Annotated in this window: 15 protein-coding genes; 11 read left to right on the top strand and 4 right to left on the bottom strand. The window is 65.0% G+C overall.

Annotation, left to right across the window (positions count from 1 at the left end; translation table 11 throughout):
* Positions 1-49: 49 nt before the first annotated feature.
* From IB243_RS18335 to IB243_RS18320, 4 genes are read left to right on the top strand one after another with little or no spacing between them, the layout of a single operon-like run.
* Positions 50-1117 carry a glycosyltransferase family 4 protein gene (locus tag IB243_RS18335; protein WP_370540360.1) on the top strand — a complete coding sequence of 356 codons (1068 nt, stop codon included), beginning with the start codon at positions 50-52 and terminating at the stop codon, positions 1115-1117.
* A gap of 10 nt (positions 1118-1127) precedes the next feature.
* The gene (locus tag IB243_RS18330; protein ID WP_192428640.1) at positions 1128-1958 is read left to right on the top strand and encodes an ABC transporter permease; all 831 of its coding nucleotides are present in this window, start codon (positions 1128-1130) and stop codon (positions 1956-1958) included.
* A 25-nt stretch (positions 1959-1983) separates the two neighbouring features.
* Complete coding sequence (locus IB243_RS18325; protein WP_010460614.1) at positions 1984-2748, top strand: ABC transporter ATP-binding protein; 765 nt, start codon at positions 1984-1986, stop codon at positions 2746-2748.
* A 29-nt stretch (positions 2749-2777) separates the two neighbouring features.
* On the top strand, positions 2778-3956 hold the full coding sequence (locus IB243_RS18320) for a YncE family protein (RefSeq protein WP_225585036.1): 1179 nt from the start codon (positions 2778-2780) through the stop codon (positions 3954-3956).
* Positions 3957-4096: 140 nt separating this feature from the next.
* On the opposite strand, the gene ilvD is transcribed toward IB243_RS18320, so the two are convergent.
* The gene (ilvD, locus tag IB243_RS18315; protein ID WP_007855286.1) at positions 4097-5803 is read right to left on the bottom strand and encodes a dihydroxy-acid dehydratase; all 1707 of its coding nucleotides are present in this window, start codon (positions 5801-5803) and stop codon (positions 4097-4099) included.
* A gap of 170 nt (positions 5804-5973) precedes the next feature.
* Here ilvD and IB243_RS18310 point away from each other — a divergent pair, with 170 nt between their 5' ends.
* Positions 5974-6942, top strand: a complete 969-nt coding sequence (locus tag IB243_RS18310) for a LysR family transcriptional regulator (protein ID WP_192428638.1) — start codon at positions 5974-5976, stop codon at positions 6940-6942.
* Here the strand turns inward: IB243_RS18310 and IB243_RS18305 are convergent, their stop codons facing one another.
* The 3 genes from IB243_RS18305 to bfr form a co-directional block, all read right to left on the bottom strand.
* On the bottom strand, positions 6943-8118 hold the full coding sequence (locus IB243_RS18305) for an MFS transporter (RefSeq protein ID WP_192428637.1): 1176 nt from the start codon (positions 8116-8118) through the stop codon (positions 6943-6945). It abuts the gene before it with no gap.
* A 76-nt stretch (positions 8119-8194) separates the two neighbouring features.
* A complete protein-coding gene (locus IB243_RS18300) occupies positions 8195-9208 on the bottom strand; it encodes a GlxA family transcriptional regulator (protein ID WP_192428636.1) in 1014 nt (337 codons plus the stop codon).
* Positions 9209-9359: 151 nt separating this feature from the next.
* Positions 9360-9827: a bacterioferritin gene (gene bfr, locus IB243_RS18295; protein WP_192428635.1), complete on the bottom strand. Its 468-nt coding sequence runs from the start codon at positions 9825-9827 to the stop codon at positions 9360-9362.
* Between the two features lie 248 nt (positions 9828-10075).
* On the opposite strand from bfr, the gene lgt reads away from it, so the two are divergent.
* The 6 genes from lgt to IB243_RS18265 all read left to right on the top strand — a co-directional run bounded on the left by lgt (position 10076) and on the right by IB243_RS18265 (position 17468).
* Positions 10076-10900 carry a prolipoprotein diacylglyceryl transferase gene (gene lgt / locus IB243_RS18290; protein ID WP_192428634.1) on the top strand — a complete coding sequence of 275 codons (825 nt, stop codon included), beginning with the start codon at positions 10076-10078 and terminating at the stop codon, positions 10898-10900.
* A 611-nt stretch (positions 10901-11511) separates the two neighbouring features.
* Positions 11512-12180 carry a GntR family transcriptional regulator gene (locus IB243_RS18285; protein ID WP_192428633.1) on the top strand — a complete coding sequence of 223 codons (669 nt, stop codon included), beginning with the start codon at positions 11512-11514 and terminating at the stop codon, positions 12178-12180.
* On the top strand, positions 12180-13736 hold the full coding sequence (locus IB243_RS18280) for a malonyl-CoA decarboxylase (RefSeq protein ID WP_192428805.1): 1557 nt from the start codon (positions 12180-12182) through the stop codon (positions 13734-13736). Before IB243_RS18285 ends, IB243_RS18280 begins: the two co-directional genes overlap by 1 nt.
* Positions 13737-13883: 147 nt before the next feature.
* Positions 13884-14885 (top strand): tripartite tricarboxylate transporter substrate binding protein, encoded by a 1002-nt coding sequence (locus IB243_RS18275; protein WP_010460637.1) that lies wholly within the window; start codon positions 13884-13886, stop codon positions 14883-14885.
* Between the two features lie 140 nt (positions 14886-15025).
* A complete protein-coding gene (locus IB243_RS18270) occupies positions 15026-15829 on the top strand; it encodes an enoyl-CoA hydratase/isomerase family protein (RefSeq protein ID WP_192428632.1) in 804 nt (267 codons plus the stop codon).
* A gap of 64 nt (positions 15830-15893) precedes the next feature.
* Positions 15894-17468 carry a malonyl-CoA synthase gene (locus tag IB243_RS18265; RefSeq protein ID WP_192428631.1) on the top strand — a complete coding sequence of 525 codons (1575 nt, stop codon included), beginning with the start codon at positions 15894-15896 and terminating at the stop codon, positions 17466-17468.
* The last annotated feature ends 45 nt before the right edge of the window (positions 17469-17513 follow it).

Raw genomic sequence — 17513 nt, 5'->3', positions numbered from 1 at the left:
GGTGGCTTTTGGGGTCAGCGTTCTTGCGCGGTCCGTCCAGCAAGGTGGGGTGGATGGTATTGGCACTTACACCCGGGAGCTGATGGGAGCCATGCCGCCGTCAGCGCAGCTGCAGCCGTATCTGTTCGATGCGCCGGCGAGCTTGTGGGAGGGGGCGACCCCCGCGATCTCCTTTGGGCCTTTCGCGCGGCAGGCCCTGGCTGCCACGCTGCCGGGTATGGACTTTGGCAGCGTGCGCCGCGCGCTTTGTCCCGGGATTGATGTGGTTCATGCGACCGACCATCTGGTGCCCCGCTTGCGTGGCACGCCAGTGGTGGCGACAATTTTCGATGCGATCCCGCTGTCCCACCCCGAGTGGGTCCGATATCGATTCAAGGGCCTGAAAAACGAATTGTGGCGGCGCACCGCGTTCTGGGCGCAGCACGTCATCACGATTTCCGACTATTCCCGCCAGCAGATCGCTATGCATTTCCGCATCCCCGAGGAGCGGATCACCGCCATTCCGCTGGGGGTGGGGGCACGGTGGTTTGCACCAGTGGACGACGCCTTGGGAGAGGCCGTACGGTTGCGGCATGCGCTGCCGGAGCGGTATTTTGTGAGTGTCGGCACCCTGCAGCCACGCAAAAATATCGGCCGTCTGCTTTTGGCCCATGCGAGCCTGCCCGAACACCTGCAGCGCGAGTGCCCCTTGATTGTGGTTGGCAAGCCGGGCTGGGGGTGCGAGGACGTCATCGCGCAGTTCACAGGGGGAGCGCTCAAGCATGTCCGCTGGTTGCGGCATTTGCCTGATGACGAACTTCAAGTGGTCATCAAGCGTGCGACGGCCCTGGTGTTCCCTTCGCTCCACGAGGGATTCGGATTGCCGGTGCTGGAAGCCTTTGCGGCGGGTGTGCCCGTGGTGGCATCCAATACGACCTCTATCCCGGAGGTGGCGGGCGACGCGGCCTTGTTGATTGATCCTCTTCGCGTCGATGAGCTTTCGGATGCGATGCGCCGCATCGCCGAGAACCCCGAGTTGGCAAGCCAGCTGGTCGTGCGTGGACGTGATCGCGTGCGCGCGTTCACCTGGCAAGCGTGCGCAGAAAAAACCCTCCGCGTCTACGAGTCGATGGCTTGAGTTTCTCGTGATGACACCTTCAACCACCAACCCCCCCGTGTCTGCGCGCCAGAGGCAAGTGCAATTGCTGGGGCTTGATATCTGGAGCGCCATGGTGGCGTGGCGCTTCTGGTGTTTCATGGGTTGGAACGATGTTGCCAAGCAGTATCGGCGGACCTTTCTGGGGCCTGTGTGGATTACGCTGCACACGGCCGTGTTCATCGTTGCGTTTGGCCTGATTGGTGCGCAGCTGTTCAAGTATCCGGCCGAATGGTACCTGCCGTATTTTTGTGCTGGGCATGTGCTGTTCGGGTACTTCAGTGCCCTGATCAATGAGGGCTGTTTGACCTATATCGGCTCGGATGCGTTCCTGAAGCAGACGCCTTATCCCAAGATGGCATTTGTTTTTCGCACCGTGTTCCGATGTTCCATCTTGATGCTGCACAGCGCGGTGATTGTGCTGGCCGTGTTGTTGTGGGCGGGGCGGCTGGGGGCGGTGCAGTGGGGGGCGCTGCTGGCTGCAACTGCACTGACGCTGCTTGCGGCCAGTCTGGTGGTTGCCATCCTTGGGGGGCTGGCGGCCCGCTTCCGTGACGTGACGGTGGCCCTGGGCAGCCTGATGCAGGTCAGTTTTTTTGTGACACCCGTGCTGTGGGTTCCTGACCAGTTGACCGAGCGTGCCCAGTGGGTGGTGCACCTGAATCCGTTGGCGCTTTTCCTGGAACTGATGCGCAGCCCCTTGTTGGGAACCGTCCCGGGCCTGCACACATGGGGCGCTGCGGTGGGCGTGGTCTTGCTGCTGGCATTGGTTTTTTTCTGGCAGTACGTGGCGATCCGGCGGCGGATTGTGTACTGGTTATAGGCGCAGAGCCCCTCGGTATCGCAAGATGGTCCATATCCAGTTGACGGGCGTGTCAATCGACTTCCCCGTTTTTACAACCCGGTCCCGGGGGCTGCTGAACACTGTGCTGGGGCTCCCCCAGCGCGACAAGGCTCGCGTGGAGGCCAGCGGCTTGCGGCAGGTCAGCGTGCATGCGTTGCGCGATGTGAGCCTTGTGCTTCGCCCAGGAGACCGCATTGGCTTGATCGGCTCTAACGGGGCCGGAAAAACCACGCTGCTGCGTGTGCTTTCCGGAGTTTACGAACCCACGCAAGGTGAATTGTCCTTTCGTGGCCGGGTTGCCGCCCTCACGGACATCATGCTGGGCATGGACGTCGATGCCACCGGCTACGACAACATCATCATGCGCGGCATTGTGATGGGGCTGACGCGCAGGCAGGCGATGGGTCTTATTCCCTCGGTGGAGGCATTCACCCAGCTTGGCGAACACCTTCAGCTACCGGTCCGGACTTATTCCCAGGGCATGCTGCTGCGCCTGGCATTCGCGGTGTCCACAAGCGTCGTTCCCGATATCCTGCTCATGGATGAAATGATTGGCGCCGGTGACGCAAAGTTTTTCAGCCAGGCCAAGGAACGCATCAACGGGCTGATCGAACAGGTCTCCATCCTGGTGCTTGCGTCCCACAACGAAGTCATTCTCAAGAGCTTTTGCAACCGCGCGCTGGTCCTGAAGGATGGATGTGTGGTGATGGATGGAAGTGTGGAGGATGCGTTGGCGTTTCATAACGCCCAGCAAGGAGTCTCTCCGTGAGACTGGCATGTATCGGTCCAGCGGAAGTGTTGAACTCCATCGCATCGATGGGGCGCACTGAGGATGTGAGTTGGTCACCCGACGGGCGCCGTGTTGCCCTTGCCGCCATCACGCTGGACAAGGTGCTGATTGTCGGGGTGGACTGCCAGTTCGAAAATGGACAGAAGGTGCTGTACCTGACGGATACCGTGGAGGTTGCCTCCACCAGTCTCCGGCGCCCCCATGGCCTGTGCTGGATCAGTAACAGCATCGTCGCGGTCGCCAGTCGGGAGGGCAATGTATCGCTGTTCGACATTCCCCGCGCAGATCGGCTGACCTCTGTGTGTGACCTTCAACCCCTGTCCGTCATCAGCAAGCGTGAGACAGAACTCCTGAGCACCCCGGGAAGCCTGTGTGCACGGGATCTGGGCGCGGGACTGCATGAGCTTTGGGTGTGCAACGGCTTTTCCCACTATGTCACCCATCACCTGTTGAATACGGCGGCCGGTTTTTCCCACCTTGATGCACAGCTCCTCATGCAGCAGGGGCTGGAGGTTCCGGACGGTGTGGCGCTGGACGCCAGTGCGGACTGGGTGGCGGTGAGCAACCACGACCGCCACCTTGTGGCGCTTTATCGCAACGATGAATTCCTCGCACCGGGCAACGAGCCCGCGGCAGAACTGCGTGGAATCAGCTATCCCCATGGGCTGTGTTTTCTGTCGGGGGGCCGCATCTTGTTGGTGGCGGACGCGGGCGCTCCCCACGTGGCGGTGTTTCACCGCGCTGCTTCGGGGTGGAAAAACCTGGCACAGCCGAACGCCGTGATCCGCGTGCTGGACGATGACGTGTTCGAGCAGGGGCATCACAACCCGCGCGAAGGTGGGCCCAAGGGCATCGACGTGCATGAACCTTGGGGCCTGCTGGTCACTACCTGCGCGGAGCAGCCCTTGGCCTTTTTCGATGTCGATGAACTGATGGCGCAGGCCAAGGCCGTTGCACCAGAAGAAGCGATGCAAACGGGCTCACCTGGTACGTCGCCCGCAGACCGTACACGGGTTACCGTACTACGTCTTGCGCGCGACGTGGTGGCACGCGAAGCAGCCGTGACGGCCGCCGTGAGAAAAGAAATGGGCTTGATGCGCGCGAGCTGGTCCTGGCGGGTGACGGCGCCCTTGAGGACTTTGGTAGACGGCTGGATCCGGTGGCGGTCCAGGCGGCGCAAGGGTTAGGACGGGATTCGCAGGAGGGGACGGAGCGCTGATGTACTTGCCAGGGGGGCCGTCGGAGGCAATGCGGCGTGCCAATGTGAGATCACCCAGAAAAAAGCCCACCGGGGACGGTGGGCTTTTTCTTTTCTTTGTGCTGGATTTCAATAAGCGTCCAGCACTGCACCCTTGCTCGCGCTCGACGCGTTGAACGCAAACTTGGCCTGCACGCCGCGTGTGTAGCGCGGGGCGGGGGCCGTCCAGCCGGCGCGGCGCTTGGCGATTTCTTCTTCGGGCACGTTCAGCTCCAGCAGCAGCTGGCGGGCGTCGATGGTGATGCTGTCGCCCTCGTTGACGAAGGCAATGGTGCCGCCGGCAGCGGCTTCGGGCGCCACGTGGCCAACCACCATGCCCCAGGTGCCGCCGGAGAAGCGGCCGTCGGTGATCAGGCCCACGCTCTCGCCCAGGCCGGCGCCGATCAGGGCACCGGTGGGGGCCAGCATCTCGGGCATGCCGGGGCCGCCCTTGGGGCCCAGGTAGCGCAGCACCATCACGTCACCGGCCTTGATCTTGCCGGCCAGGATGGCTTCGAGCGCCGATTGCTCGTCGTCGAACACGCGGGCCGGGCCGGTGATCACGGGGTTCTTCAGGCCGGTGATCTTGGCCACGGCGCCTTCGGGGCTGAGGTTGCCCTTCAAGATGGCCAGGTGGCCCTGCGCGTACATGGGGTTGTCGATGTTGCGGATCACGTCCTGGTCGGCACGCGGCACATCGGGCACGTCCTTGAGCACTTCGGCAATGGTCTTGCCGCTGATGGTGATGCAGTCGCCGTGCAGTAGGCCGGCCTTGAGCAGCACCTTCATCACTTGCGGAATGCCGCCTGCGCGGTGCAGGTCCACGGCCAGGTACTTGCCGCTGGGCTTGAGGTCGCACAGCACGGGGGTCTGCTTGCGGATGCGCTCGAAGTCGTCGATGTCCCATTCCACGCCCGCGGTGTGGGCAATGGCCAGGAAGTGCAGCACGGCGTTGGTGGAGCCGCCCGTGGCCATGATCACGGCCACGGCGTTCTCGATGGCCTTCTTGGTCACGATGTCGCGGGGCTTCAGGTCCATCTTGATGGCCTCGATCAGCACCTTGGCCGATTCCTTGGCCGAGTTCATCTTCTCGTCGTGCGGGTTGGCCATGGTGGACGAATACGGCAGGCTGATGCCCAGGGCCTCGAAGGCGCTGGACATGGTGTTGGCGGTGTACATGCCGCCGCACGAGCCGGTGCCGGGGATGGCGCGCTTTTCGATCTCCTTGAGGTCGAAGTCGCTGAGCTTGCCGGCGGCGTTTTCGCCCACGGCCTCGAACACGCTCACGATGTTCAGGTCCTTGTCCTGGTAGCGGCCCGGCAGGATGGTGCCGCCGTACACATAGATGGCGGGCACGTTGGCGCGCAGCATGCCCATCAGGCCGCCGGGCATGTTCTTGTCGCAGCCGCCAACAACCAGCACGCCGTCCATCCACTGGCCGCCGACGCAGGTTTCGATGCAATCGCTGATGACCTCGCGGCTGACCAGGCTGTACTTCATGCCTTCGGTGCCCATGGCCATGCCGTCCGAGATGGTGGGCGTGCCGAACACCTGGGCGTTGCCGCCCGCTTCCTCGATGCCGGCGATGGCCGCGTCGGCCAGCTTCTGCAGGCCGCTGTTGCACGGGGTGATGGTGCTGTGGCCGTTGGCCACGCCGACCATGGGTTTGACGAAGTCGCCTTCCTCGTAGCCCATGGCGTAGTACATGGAGCGGTTGGGCGCGCGTGACTTGCCTTGCGTGATGTTGGCGCTGCGGTGGTTGATGGGCTGGATCGGGATGGTCTTGCTGTCTGCCATGGCGTTGTTCCTGGTGGGGGAGTGAGTCGTTGTAGTGGGAAGATGCCGTGGGGGAGGGCGCACGGGTCTTCGGCTGTCGGGGTGCAAGTATGCGAGGTTTGGACTGGCGTTTCCAATCCCTTTCATCTGCTTCAGTAATATATAAAACATATCAATTGATCACCGCCGCAATGAAAGAAGCACTCATCGACGTGCGCGCCTGGCGTCAGTTCGTGGCCGTGGCCGAGGAACTGCACTTCGGCCGCGCCGCCATCCGCCTGCATATGACGCAGCCGCCGCTGACCCAGGCCATCGCGCAGATGGAGCGGTCGCTGGGCGTGATGCTGTTCGACCGCACGCGCCGGCGCGTGGCGCTGACCCCGGCGGGCGAGACCCTGCTGCCCGACGTGCGTGACTTTCTGGAGCGCGCGCAGGCGCTGCCCGTGCGCGCGCGTGCGGCGGCGGCGGGCGAGGTGGGGCGGGTGCGGCTGGCCTTTGTCTCCACCATCGGCTTCGAGCGGCTGCCCGAATGGGTGCGCGACTTTCGGGTGCTGTGCCCGCAGGTGGCGCTGGAACTGGTGGAGGCCACGGGCGACGTGCAGCGTGCACTGTTCTCGCGCGGTGAACTCGATGCGGGGCTGATGCTGCATTCACCCGGATTCGCGCCGCCCGAACTCGCGCGGCTGGCCGTGGCGGAGGAGCCCCTGGTGCTGGCGCTTCCGGCCAGCCACCCTTTGGCGCTGGCGCCGCGCCTGGATCTGCCCGAGGTGTTGGCCGAGCCTTTGGTGATCTTTCCGCGCCGCATCGTCCCCTCGCTGCACGACGCCATTTTTGCGCTGTACCACGCCGCCGGGCGCGTGCCCGTGGTGGCGCAGGAGGCCATCCAGATGCAGACCATCGTCAACCTGGTGTGGGGCGGCCTGGGCGTGGCCTGGGTGCCCGAGAGCGTGACCCAGTTCCGCCGCGAGGGCGTGGTCTACCGCGCAGCCGATGCCTTCGGGCTTGCTGTTGCCGCCAGGGCGAAGGCCAAGGCCGTAAAACCCGCTGGCGCGCCGCTGCTGCCCGTGTGCGAGACCAGCCTGGTGTGGCCCGCCGCGCTCAACAACCCGGCCCTCGCGCGCTTCATCGACTTCGTGCGCGAGCGTTCGATGGCGGCCTGATCAGCCCGCGGCAGCCGGTGCGCCGCGCCCCCGCACGAACAGCAGGCCCGCCGCCACGGCCAGCAGCGGCAGCGCCACCGCGTTGATCGCCGTCCAGCCCGCGCCGCTGAGCAGCGCGCCAGAGGCAAAGGACATCATCGCCGCCACGATGCCGTTGGCCAGCTGCATCAGCGCCTGGGCCTGCCCGCGCTCCCCGGGTGCGTGATTCTCCGCCAGCAGGGTGGTGCCCGAGATCACCATCAGATTCCAGCCCGTGCCGAGCAGAAAAGAGCTGGCCAAAAACTCGGTGAACGAGAGGCCCGACAGCGCCACCACCGCGCTGGCCGCCAGGCACGCCGCGCCCACCGCGGCCACGCTGCGGCTGCCGAAGCGGTCCACCAGCACACCCGAGAACAGCGCAGGCGCGAACATGCCGATCACATGCCACTGGATCACCTGCGCCGCCGATGCTGCCGAAAACCCGCACACCTCCATCGCCAGCGGCGTGGCGTTCATCACCAGAATCATCAGTCCGTGGCCGATGGCGGTCATCACCACCGCTGCCCGCAGGCCGGGCCGCACGAGCAGACTGCGCATGGCTGCCATGCCGCCCGCCGCCGGCTTGGGCGCCACGCCCTCGCGCAGCAGCGCCATCACCGCCCAGCCCAGCGCGGCCAGCACCGCAATGGCCAGGTACGCGCCCGCCAGCGGCGTGGCCAGCACATTGCGCGACCACAGCGCGAGCGGCGGCGCAAACACCGCCGCACACAGGCCACCCGCCACCACACAGGCCGCGGCACGGCCTTTCTGCATGGGGTCGACCGCCTCCAGCGCCGCATAGGTGTAGTAGCCCGACGATGCCTGGTACGCGCCGATGGCCAGCGTGCCTGCGCAGAACACGGCAAAGCTGCCCCACTGCACGCCCACCATGCTCACCAGCCCGCCCGCAACACCAAGGAGCGCGCCGGCCTGCAGCCCCGCACGCCGCCCGCGGCGCTGCATGAACAGCGACAACGGCTGTACCGCCACCAGGTTGCCCAGCACCAGCAGTGCCAGCGGCAGCGTGGCCAGCGCCGGCCAGGGCGCCAGCCGCGCGCCCACGATGGAGGTGAGTGTGATGCCGATGATGGAGCAGCCCCAGTACAGGGCCTGGCCCGCAAACAGCAGGCGAACGGACGCATTGCGCAAAAGCAGCATGGATCGACTTTCGGTGGCGCGCCGCATGGGCGCAAAGCAAGGGCGGTGGGGGAGAGAGGGCGCGGTGCGGCGAGAGTCAGTCGAGCAGCGCCCCCACGCCAAAGCGCTGCGCATACGCCTGCGGGCTCACGGCGCGGTGCTTGTGAAAGCTGCGGCGCAGGTTCTCTGGGTGCTCGAAGCCGCACAGCCGCGCGACGGTCGAGACCGACGCCTGGGCCTGCGCAAGCAGGGTGGACGCAGCCTCCACCCGCACGCGCTCCACATAGCGCCCGGGCGTGGTGCCCAGCTCGCGCTGGAACACGCGCGTCAGCGTGCGCGGTGGCATGCAGGCCTGCTCAGCCAGCGCATCCAGCGACAGGTCGCCGCCCAGCTGTGACGGAATCCATTCCAGCAGCGCCGCCAGCCGCGGCGCATGCCGGGTCTCGGGTGCGAGCAGCGCGCTGAACTGCGCCTGCCCGCCCGGGCGGCGCATGAACATCACCAGCCGCCGCGCCACGGCCAGCGCCATGGGGCGGCCCAGGTCAGCCTCCACCAGCGCCAGCGCCAGGTCGATGCCCGCCGTGACGCCAGCCGACGTGAACAGGTGGCCGTACACCGCGCTGGACGCATCGTAGGTGTGCAGGCAGTCATCGTTCACCTGCACGGAGGGGTAGTTGCGGCGCATCAGGTCGGTGCGGCACCAGTGGGTGGTGGCATGCAGCCCATCGAGCAGCCCTGCATGCGCCAGCAGCAGCGCGCCCGAGCACACCGAGCCCATGCGGCGGACCTGCGGCTCTGCGCCGCGCAGCCATTGCTGCAGTGCGGTGTTGCCCAATTGCGCGATGACGCCATCGCCGCCGGCGACCAGCACGGTGTCCAGCTGCGCCGGGTCCAGCGTGGTCCAGCCTGCATCGGCCACCAGCGCGAACCCTGCCGATGTGGTGACGGGCCCTGCGGCCTCCGCCACCAGGCGCAGCACATAGGCGGGCGGCAGGCCGTGGCCCGCGTGCTCGGCATTGGCTGAGCCGAAGACCTGTAGGGGGCCGACCGCGTCCAGGCTCATGACGTCGGGGTAGATCAGGCACGCCACTGTGCGGATGGATGGATGCATGAGGGCAGTGTCGGCGTTTGCCGGGTTGGCTGCAATGACAACAATCCCACAGATCTAGCCAAATTCATCCCGTCGATGGCTCACCATGAAAAAAGGCACCTCGCGAGGTGCCTGGGTCGATCATTGGGCGGGGTTGGCGTCCCGCGGAAGATCAGGCCGTTTGCGACTGCAGGTAGTTTTGCAGGCCCACCTTGTCGATCAGTCCGATCTGCTTTTCCAGCCAGTAGGCGTGGTCTTCTTCGGTGTCGCGCAGTTGCACCAGCAGCAGGTCGCGGCTCACGTAGTCGCCCACGCTCTCGCACAGCGCAATGCCCTGCTGCAGGGCGGAACGCACTTCGTATTCGGTGGCCAGGTCCTTCTTCAGCATGTCCGGCACGGTCTCGCCGGGGGTGAACTCCTTGGGGCGCATGTCGGGGCGGCCGCCCAGCATCAGGATGCGGCGCAGCAAGGCGTCGGCGTGCTGGGTTTCTTCCTGCATCTCGTGGTCGAGGCGGGTGAAGAGCTTGGTGAAGCCCTGGTCTTCATAGATGCGCGAATGCGCGAAGTACTGGTCGCGCGCGGCCAGCTCGCCGCGCAGCAGATCCTTGAAATAGTCGATGACTTGGGGGTTTCCCTGCATGTGTTTTTCCTTGTTTTGATGCGGGGAGTATCGCGCCGACAGTAGCAATCGCCGGCGATTCCCCCGTGCTGTCGCTCTGTATGCGTACTGGGATCAGGCGCGTTCGCATTCAATGGGGCTTGGCGCGATGCGGGCGCATTGGCGGCCGTGTGTCTTCGTGGGGCCGCGGCCGAGTGTCGCTTGTCCCGGTGGCGCGCAGGGCCGTGGTTCGCCAATGGTCTTCGACGCGCGGGCACAATACCGCCCAAATGCTGACGTACCCCCACATCGACCCCATCGCCCTGCAATTGGGCCCGCTGGCCATCCACTGGTATGGCCTGACCTATCTCGCGGCTTTTGGCCTGTTCATGCTGCTGGGCATCCGGCGCCTGCGGCACGAGCCCTTTGCGTCCATCACCGGCGCGGGGGCCTGGTCGCGCAAGGACGTGGAAGACATCCTCTTTCTCGGCGTGGCCGGTGTGGTGGTTGGCGGGCGCCTGGGCTACTGTCTGTTTTACAAGCCCGGCTACTACCTGAGCCATCCGCTGGAGATTTTTGCGGTGTGGCAGGGTGGCATGGCATTCCATGGCGGGCTGCTCGGGGTGATCGTGGCCATGCTGTGGTTTGCGCATTCGCGCAAGCGGCCGTGGCTGCAGGTGGCGGATTTCGTGGCGCCCTGCGTGCCCACCGGTCTCGCGGCCGGGCGCGTGGGTAACTTCATCAATGGCGAACTGTGGGGTCGCTTTGCCAGCCCGGACCTGCCGTGGGGCATGGTGTTTGCACACAGCGGCTCCATGCAGCCGCGCCATCCGTCCCAGGTCTACCAGTTCCTGCTGGAAGGGTTGCTGCTGTTCATCCTGCTGTGGCTGTATGCGCGCAAGGAGCGCCGCCAGGGCCAAGTGGCTGCGGCCTTCCTGGTGGGCTATGGCGTGTTCCGTTTCATTGCCGAGTATTTCCGTGAGCCCGACAGCTTTCTGGGACTGCTGTCGCTGGGCATGAGCATGGGCCAGTGGCTGTGCCTGCCGATGATCGCCGCAGGTGTCCTGTTGTGGCTGTGGGCGCAGCGCCAGCCTGTGGGGGCGCAAAAAATCTAGTGAAAATGGCGCCTGGCGCTTATTGAATATGCGCTGGCAGCTATTGAAAATATAGCGCTTTGTCGCAAGAGCTGCGACAGGTGCTCTGCGCTTGGGACCGGTGCGAGGTCCTTGGTGATGGAGTTCAGGTAGCGCGAGGCGCCGGGCAGCGGAAATCCGTGCGACGTTGTTGGGGCGTGCCGCTGGTGCCTGTGGCGTGAGACTGCGGCAGCAACATCTGGACGGCCTGGGCGAGGCCGTGCGATTTGGAAGCCACTGTGGGCCGATGACTTGCCCGCTGGGTGCTGCGGGGGAGGGGCTTTCCACGGGCGAGCCGCCATGGCGAGTTGAAGCTGAATGGCTCCGCAGAAAAGGCCGAAGAACGGCAAGTCGGGCCCGCCGAAGCCCGGCATTTGCCCACTACATGTTGCGCCACCGCCGCAAGACACAGGTTTTTACCCAATAGCCTCCAGATTCGGAGGCTTTTCTCTTGTTATTTTACGTAATTATGAGAAATTACGAATATGTGCAAACAAAGCAATTGTTTGCAGGCATTTGGATACACGTTGGCAGCAAAAGCTGCAGGCCAATGGTCCGCCCGTGATTGATCACCCTGGAGTTTTACCCGCACCATGCGCCCGGTTCCCAATTCATTGCACGACGAAGCGGCCTCGCGTTTGCGCGAGCAGATCTTTGCCGGTGCCTTGCCACCCGGGAGCTTTCTGGACGAGGCGGCCCTGTGCGAGCGGCTGGCGATTTCGCGCACCCCGCTGCGCGAGGCGCTCAAGGTGCTGGTGGCAGAGGGCCTGTTGCGCCACGAGCCACGCCGGGGCTGCTTCGTGGCCGAGATCACCGAACGTGATCTGGACGACCTGTTTCCCGTGATCGCGCTGCTGGAGGGGCGTGCCGCCCATGAGGCCACGCGCAAAGCGGGCGCGGCGGATGTGGTTGCGCTCGATGTGCTGCACCAGCGCCTGCAGCAGTTTGCGTCCGAAGGCCTCATCGCCGACTACTACGAAGCCAACTACGCCATCCACGAAGCCTTCATCACGCTGGCAGACAACCGCTGGCTGGCCCAGGTGATCGGCGATTTGCGAAAAATTCTGCGCCTGGCGCGGGCGCAGACGCTGCATGTGCCGGGCCGCCTCCAGCAAAGCCTGGCCGAGCACCTGGCCGTGTTTGCCGCGCTCAAGGCGCGCGACTGCGACGCCGCCGAAGAGGCCATGCGCAACCACTTGTTGCGCCAGCGCGATGCGCTGCGCGACGTAGCCCGCAACCAGCAATCGAGGCTGACACCATGATGAACAGTACCCCCGAATGGATCGCGCGCAGCGTGTCGCGCTTGCGCACCGCCGCGCCTGCTGCAGACAAGGCCGCAGAAAAATCAGCCGATAAGACCTCCGATAAAACGGGCGACAAGGCTGGCGACAAGGCTGGCGACAAGGCGACCGACAGATCAGCCCGGGCCGGGCTCGATAAATCCGTGTCCGATGTGGTGGCCAAGGTGGCCGTGCCGCGTTCTACGCACGAGCGGCTGCAGGCCACGCTGCGGCGTGGGCAAGAGGCGTTGTCGCCCCGTGCGCTGCGCCGCCTGTTGACCGATCTGCAGGAGGTGGTGGCGCCCCAGGTCAGCGAACTCGAAGGCGGGCGCCGTGCCCAGGCCGTGGCCGAGTGGTATGCCAAGGCCGAGCCTGAGGAGCGGCGCGACATGTGGCTCTTGATGTGCGAGCAATTTGCGCCGGACGCCACGCGCTTCAAATCGGCCCGCCAGCGTTACGAGGCCGCGGCCGGAACGGCCGAAGAGGGCCAGGCCGAGATCAGCCTGCGCCGCGCGCTGGTGTCGCCGCGCACGCGCTTGCTGCAGCGGTTTTCGGTGTCCCCCGAAGGCATGCGTTTCTTGCTCGACATGCGTGCCGAGTTGCTGCCCCTGCTCAAGGCCGACAAGCGCCTGCTGGCGCTGGATGCCGAGCTGGAGCACCTGTTCTCGACCTGGTTCGACGTGGCGTTTCTGGAGCTGCGCCGCCTGTCGTGGGACTCGCCCGCTTCGCTGATCGAAAAGCTCATCAAGTACGAGGCCGTGCATGACATCCGCAGCTGGGCTGACCTGAAGAATCGGCTCGACAGCGACCGCCGCTGCTACGGCTTCTTTCACCCGCGCCTGCCCGACGAGCCGCTGATCTTTGTGGAGGTGGCGCTGGTGGACAAGATCTCTTCCAGCATCACGCCTTTGCTGGACGAAGCGGCGGCGCCGGCTGACATCGGGCGCGCCACCACGGCGATCTTCTATTCGATCAGCAACACCCAGACCGGCCTGCGCGGTGTGAGCTTTGGTGACTCACTCATCAAGCATGTGGTGGAGACCCTGACTTCCGAGTTTCCCCGGCTGCGTACCTTTGCCACGCTGTCGCCCATCCCTGGCTTTCGCTCCTGGCTGGGCAAGCATGCGGGTGCGATGCTGGAGCGCCTGGACGACAAGCGCCGTTCCGAACTGGGGCGCGCCGTGGGTTTTGAGCCTCCCCAGGCGACCCACCTGCTGGCAGCGCTCGACAAGGCCACCGAGCTGGATGCCAAGTCGCCCGTGCGCCAGATGCTGATGGAGTGCGCCGCGCGCTACCTGGGCCGTGAACTGCAGGAGGGCAAACCGGTGGACCCTGTGGCCCGGTTCCACCTGGGCAATGGCGCGCGGGTGGAGCGCCTGAACTGGGCGGGAGACCCGTCCAACAAAGGACTGAAACAATCGTATGGGTTGATGGTGAATTACCTGTACGACTTGAAGCGCATCGACAAGCACCGCAGCTTGCTCGCGCAGGGCAAGGTGCCGGTGTCGGGGGACATCGACAGCCTGTGCCGCGACTGACCGCAGGCCCTGCTGCCGGGCGATGCCATCATCGTCATCATCGGCGCAGAAAATGGTGCGCCACATCGGGCAAGCAGCCGGTGTAAGTGGTGCTTGGCATGGTGGGGTCCTGCATTCCCTTTTTACAACGACGACAGGAGACAAGAAATGAAAGACATGCGAATGCAGCGCCGAGACGTGCTGTTGGGGGCGGCCGCCACGGGCCTGGGGCTGGCCACGGGGGCCGGACCTGTGTGGGCGCAGGCATCGGCCTGGCCGACCAAGCCGGTGAATCTGGTGGTGCCGTTCCCTGCGGGCGGCGGCACCGACGCCTTTGCGCGCCCGCTGGCGGCGCAGTTCTCCAAGGTGACTGGCAAGACGCTCGTGATTGACAACCGGGGTGGCGCTGGCGGCACCGTGGGGGCCAGCTTTGCCTCCAAGGCCGCGCCGGATGGCTACACGCTTTTCATGGGGGCTGTGCACCACGCCATTGCGCCGTCGATGTATCCCAAGCTCGACTACGACATCGAGAAGGATTTCATCCCGCTGTTCCTGCTGGCCAACGTGCCCCAGGTGGTGGTGGTCAACCCCAAGAACGTGCCGGTCAGCAACTTCCAGCAATTCATCGAATACGTGAAGCGCAACCCCGCCAAGCTCAACTATGGCTCGGCTGGTGCGGGCACGTCGCACCACCTGGCCGGTGAGCTTTTCAAGCAGCAGACCAACACCTTCATCACCCACATCCCGTACCGGGGCGCGGGCCCCGCATTGCAAGACCTTATCGGTGGCAATGTGGACATGATGTTTGACGGCCTCGGCTCGTCGGCCACCCACATCAAGAGCGGCCGCATCAAGGCGCTCATGGTGTCTGGCCCCAAGCGCAACGCGGCCTTCCCGGACGTGCCTTGTGCGTCCGAGGTGGGCTTGCCCGACTACACCGTGACCACCTGGTACGGCCTGTGGGCGCCCAAGGGCACACCCGCTGACGTGCAGGCGCGCATCGTGGATGAAGTGCGCAAGCTGGGGGGCGCGGAAGAGCTCAAAACCATCTGGGCCAACAACGGCGCCGAATACGGCGGCCTGACCCAGCCGCAGTTTGCCGCCATGGTCAGCAGCGAGGTCAAGCGCTGGGCGGCGGTGGTGAAGGCTTCTGGCGCAAAACTTGATTAACCCCCTAAGGCGCTTCGCGCCATCCCCCTGAGGGGGATGCCACCCGTGGCCTGGCAGAGCCAGTTCCACGGTGGCACTGGCGATGGCGTTGCGTGGGCTCTTAGGGCTGAGTAATGTGCATAACTTGATGGGTTGCCAAGATGTCGGGTGAAGTGTTGATGGATGCCGGTGAGCGTGGTGTGGTGCATGTCACCTTGCGCCATGCTGGGCGGCTGAACGCGATGTCGCGGGGCATGTGGCGGCAGCTGCGCGAGGTGTTTGAAGACATCCAGCGCCGCAGCGATGTGCGCTGTGTGCTCATGGCCGGCGAGGGCGATGCCTTCTGTGCGGGCGGGGACATTTCGGAATACCCGGGTTTTCGGTTTGACGCGGCTGCCTTGCGCGACTTTCATGAGAACGATGTCTGGGGCGGGCTGAACGCCATGCTTTTGTGCGACGTGCCCGTCGTGGCCCAGATCAGCGGTGCCTGCATGGGCGCTGGGGTGGAGATTGCCAGCTGCTGCGACATCCGTGTTGCAGGCAGCGCCGCCCGATTTGGCGCCCCCATCGCCAAGCTCGGTTTCCCCATGGCCCCGCGCGAGGCGCAGCTGGTGGCCGGTGCCGTGGGCGACATGACGGCCCGGCAGATGCTGCTGGAAGCCGCCACCTTCAGCGCTGCCGACATGCTGGAGCGGGGTTTCTTAAGCCGGGTGGTGGCCGACGACAGGGTGGCCGCCGAGGCCTTGGGCAGCGCGCAGCGCATTGCAGCATTGGCACCCCAGGCGGCCCGCATGAACAAACAAACATTTCGAGCATTAAAAGTGCCACTGGCGCTTGATGGTAAAGCGCAGAATGCTATAAAAAATATAGCATCCGATCCGCCCAATCCCTACGCGTATGCGGACAGCGCCGAGCACCGAGAAGGCATCACCGCGTTTCTTGAAAAACGCGCTCCCGTGTTCTGACGGGCCTTGCCCACTTTTTTTGTTGATCTGACCTTTTGCAACTCTGCAACTTTGCACCACTGCCATGAGCCAACACAACCTCTTCAGCGCCCTGCGCGCAGCCTTCCCTGCAGACCTGGGCAGCACCGCCGTCGAAACGACGGCGCCCGATGGCGCCCCGCTGCTCTACACCTGGGCCGACCTGGACCACGCCAGCGCGCGCATCGCCAACCTGCTCACCGCGCTGAAACTGCCTGAAGGCAGCCGCGTGGCCGTGCAGGTCGAGAAGTCGGTCGAAGCGATGCTGCTGTACCTCGCCACCTTGCGCGCGGGCTATGTGTTTTTGCCCCTCAACACGGCGTACCAGAGCGCCGAGATTGAATACTTCATCGGCAACGCCGAGCCTGCGGTGGTGGTGTGCAGCCCTGGCAACTTCGGCTGGGTGTCCAAGATAGCGTTCACGCTCGGCACGCAGCATGTCTTCACCCTGGGCGACGACCGCACCGGCAGCCTGCTGGACCGCGCCGCGCACCATGGCGACACGCACACGCCTGTGCAGCGCAATGCGGACGACCTGGCCGCCATCCTGTACACCAGCGGCACCACCGGCCGCAGCAAGGGCGCGATGCTCACGCACGGCAACCTGCTGTCCAACGCGCAGGTGCTCAAGGAGTACTGGGGCTGGACGGCTACCGGAGGGCCTGACGGCCGTGGTGACGTGCTCATCCACGCATTGCCCATCTTCCACGTGCACGGCCTGTTCGTGGCCATCCACGGCGCGCTCATCAATGGCAGCAAGATGATCTGGTTCAGCAAGTTCGACCCCAAGGCCGTGCTCGCTGCCATGCCCCGCGCCACCGTCTTCATGGGCGTACCCACGCTCTATGTGCGCCTGCTGGCCGAGCCGGGGCTGAACAAAGAGGCCGCCAGGAACATGCGGTTGTTCGTCGCAGGCTCGGCGCCGCTGCTCATTGAGACCTTCAACGAATGGCAGCAGCGCACCGGCCACACCATCCTGGAGCGCTATGGCATGAGCGAGACCATCATGCTCACCTCCAACCCCTACGCGGCTGACAAGCGCCATGGCGACCAGACCGAGCGGCGCGGCGCCACCGTGGGCTTCCCACTGCCCGGTGTGGGCCTGCGCGTGGTGGACGACGCCAACAAACTGCTGCCCGTGGGCGAGATCGGCGCCATCCAGGTCAAGGGGCCCAACGTCTTCAAGGGCTACTGGCGCATGCCCGAGAAGACGGCCGAAGAGTTCACGCAAGACGGCTGGTTCAAGACCGGCGACGTGGGCAAGGTGGACGCGCGAGACTACGTGAGCATCGTGGGCCGCAGCAAGGACCTCATCATCAGCGGCGGCTACAACGTGTACCCGGCCGAGATCGAAGGCTACATCAACGACATGCCGGGCGTGGCCGAAAGTGCGCTGGTGGGCGTGCCACACCCCGACTTTGGCGAAGTGGGCGTGGCTGTGGTCATTGCCAAGCCCGGCGCACAGCTCAACCCTGAGGCCATCGTGGCATCGCTCAAGTCGCAGCTCGCCAACTTCAAGATCCCGAAGAAGTGTTTTGTGGTGCCCGAACTGCCCCGCAACACCATGGGCAAGGTGCAAAAGAACCTGCTGCGCGAGCAACACAAGGGGCTGTTTGCCTGATGTGGACCCGAGGGTGGGTGTGCTGCGCCAGCTGCGCGGGGTCAC

Origin of the sequence: Acidovorax sp. ACV01 (assembly GCF_014851495.1) — a bacterium.
GTDB lineage: Bacteria > Pseudomonadota > Gammaproteobacteria > Burkholderiales > Burkholderiaceae_C > Acidovorax > Acidovorax radicis.
This window is presented reverse-complemented; position numbering and strand designations above follow the sequence as displayed.

Bases quoted from the DNA above. Each gene is read 5' to 3' on its own strand.
- IB243_RS18330 (WP_192428640.1), top strand. From the start codon at position 1,128: ATGACACCTTCAACCACCAACCCCCCCGTGTCTGCGCGCCAGAGGCAA.
- IB243_RS18325 (WP_010460614.1), top strand. From the start codon at position 1,984: ATGGTCCATATCCAGTTGACGGGCGTGTCAATCGACTTCCCCGTTTTT.
- ilvD (WP_007855286.1), bottom strand. From the start codon at position 5,803: ATGGCAGACAGCAAGACCATCCCGATCCAGCCCATCAACCACCGCAGC.
- IB243_RS18310 (WP_192428638.1), top strand. From the start codon at position 5,974: ATGAAAGAAGCACTCATCGACGTGCGCGCCTGGCGTCAGTTCGTGGCC.
- IB243_RS18305 (WP_192428637.1), bottom strand. From the start codon at position 8,118: ATGCTGCTTTTGCGCAATGCGTCCGTTCGCCTGCTGTTTGCGGGCCAG.
- IB243_RS18300 (WP_192428636.1), bottom strand. From the start codon at position 9,208: ATGCATCCATCCATCCGCACAGTGGCGTGCCTGATCTACCCCGACGTC.
- bfr (WP_192428635.1), bottom strand. From the start codon at position 9,827: ATGCAGGGAAACCCCCAAGTCATCGACTATTTCAAGGATCTGCTGCGC.
- lgt (WP_192428634.1), top strand. From the start codon at position 10,076: ATGCTGACGTACCCCCACATCGACCCCATCGCCCTGCAATTGGGCCCG.
- IB243_RS18285 (WP_192428633.1), top strand. From the start codon at position 11,512: ATGCGCCCGGTTCCCAATTCATTGCACGACGAAGCGGCCTCGCGTTTG.
- IB243_RS18280 (WP_192428805.1), top strand. From the start codon at position 12,180: ATGAACAGTACCCCCGAATGGATCGCGCGCAGCGTGTCGCGCTTGCGC.
- IB243_RS18275 (WP_010460637.1), top strand. From the start codon at position 13,884: ATGAAAGACATGCGAATGCAGCGCCGAGACGTGCTGTTGGGGGCGGCC.
- IB243_RS18270 (WP_192428632.1), top strand. From the start codon at position 15,026: ATGTCGGGTGAAGTGTTGATGGATGCCGGTGAGCGTGGTGTGGTGCAT.
- IB243_RS18265 (WP_192428631.1), top strand. From the start codon at position 15,894: ATGAGCCAACACAACCTCTTCAGCGCCCTGCGCGCAGCCTTCCCTGCA.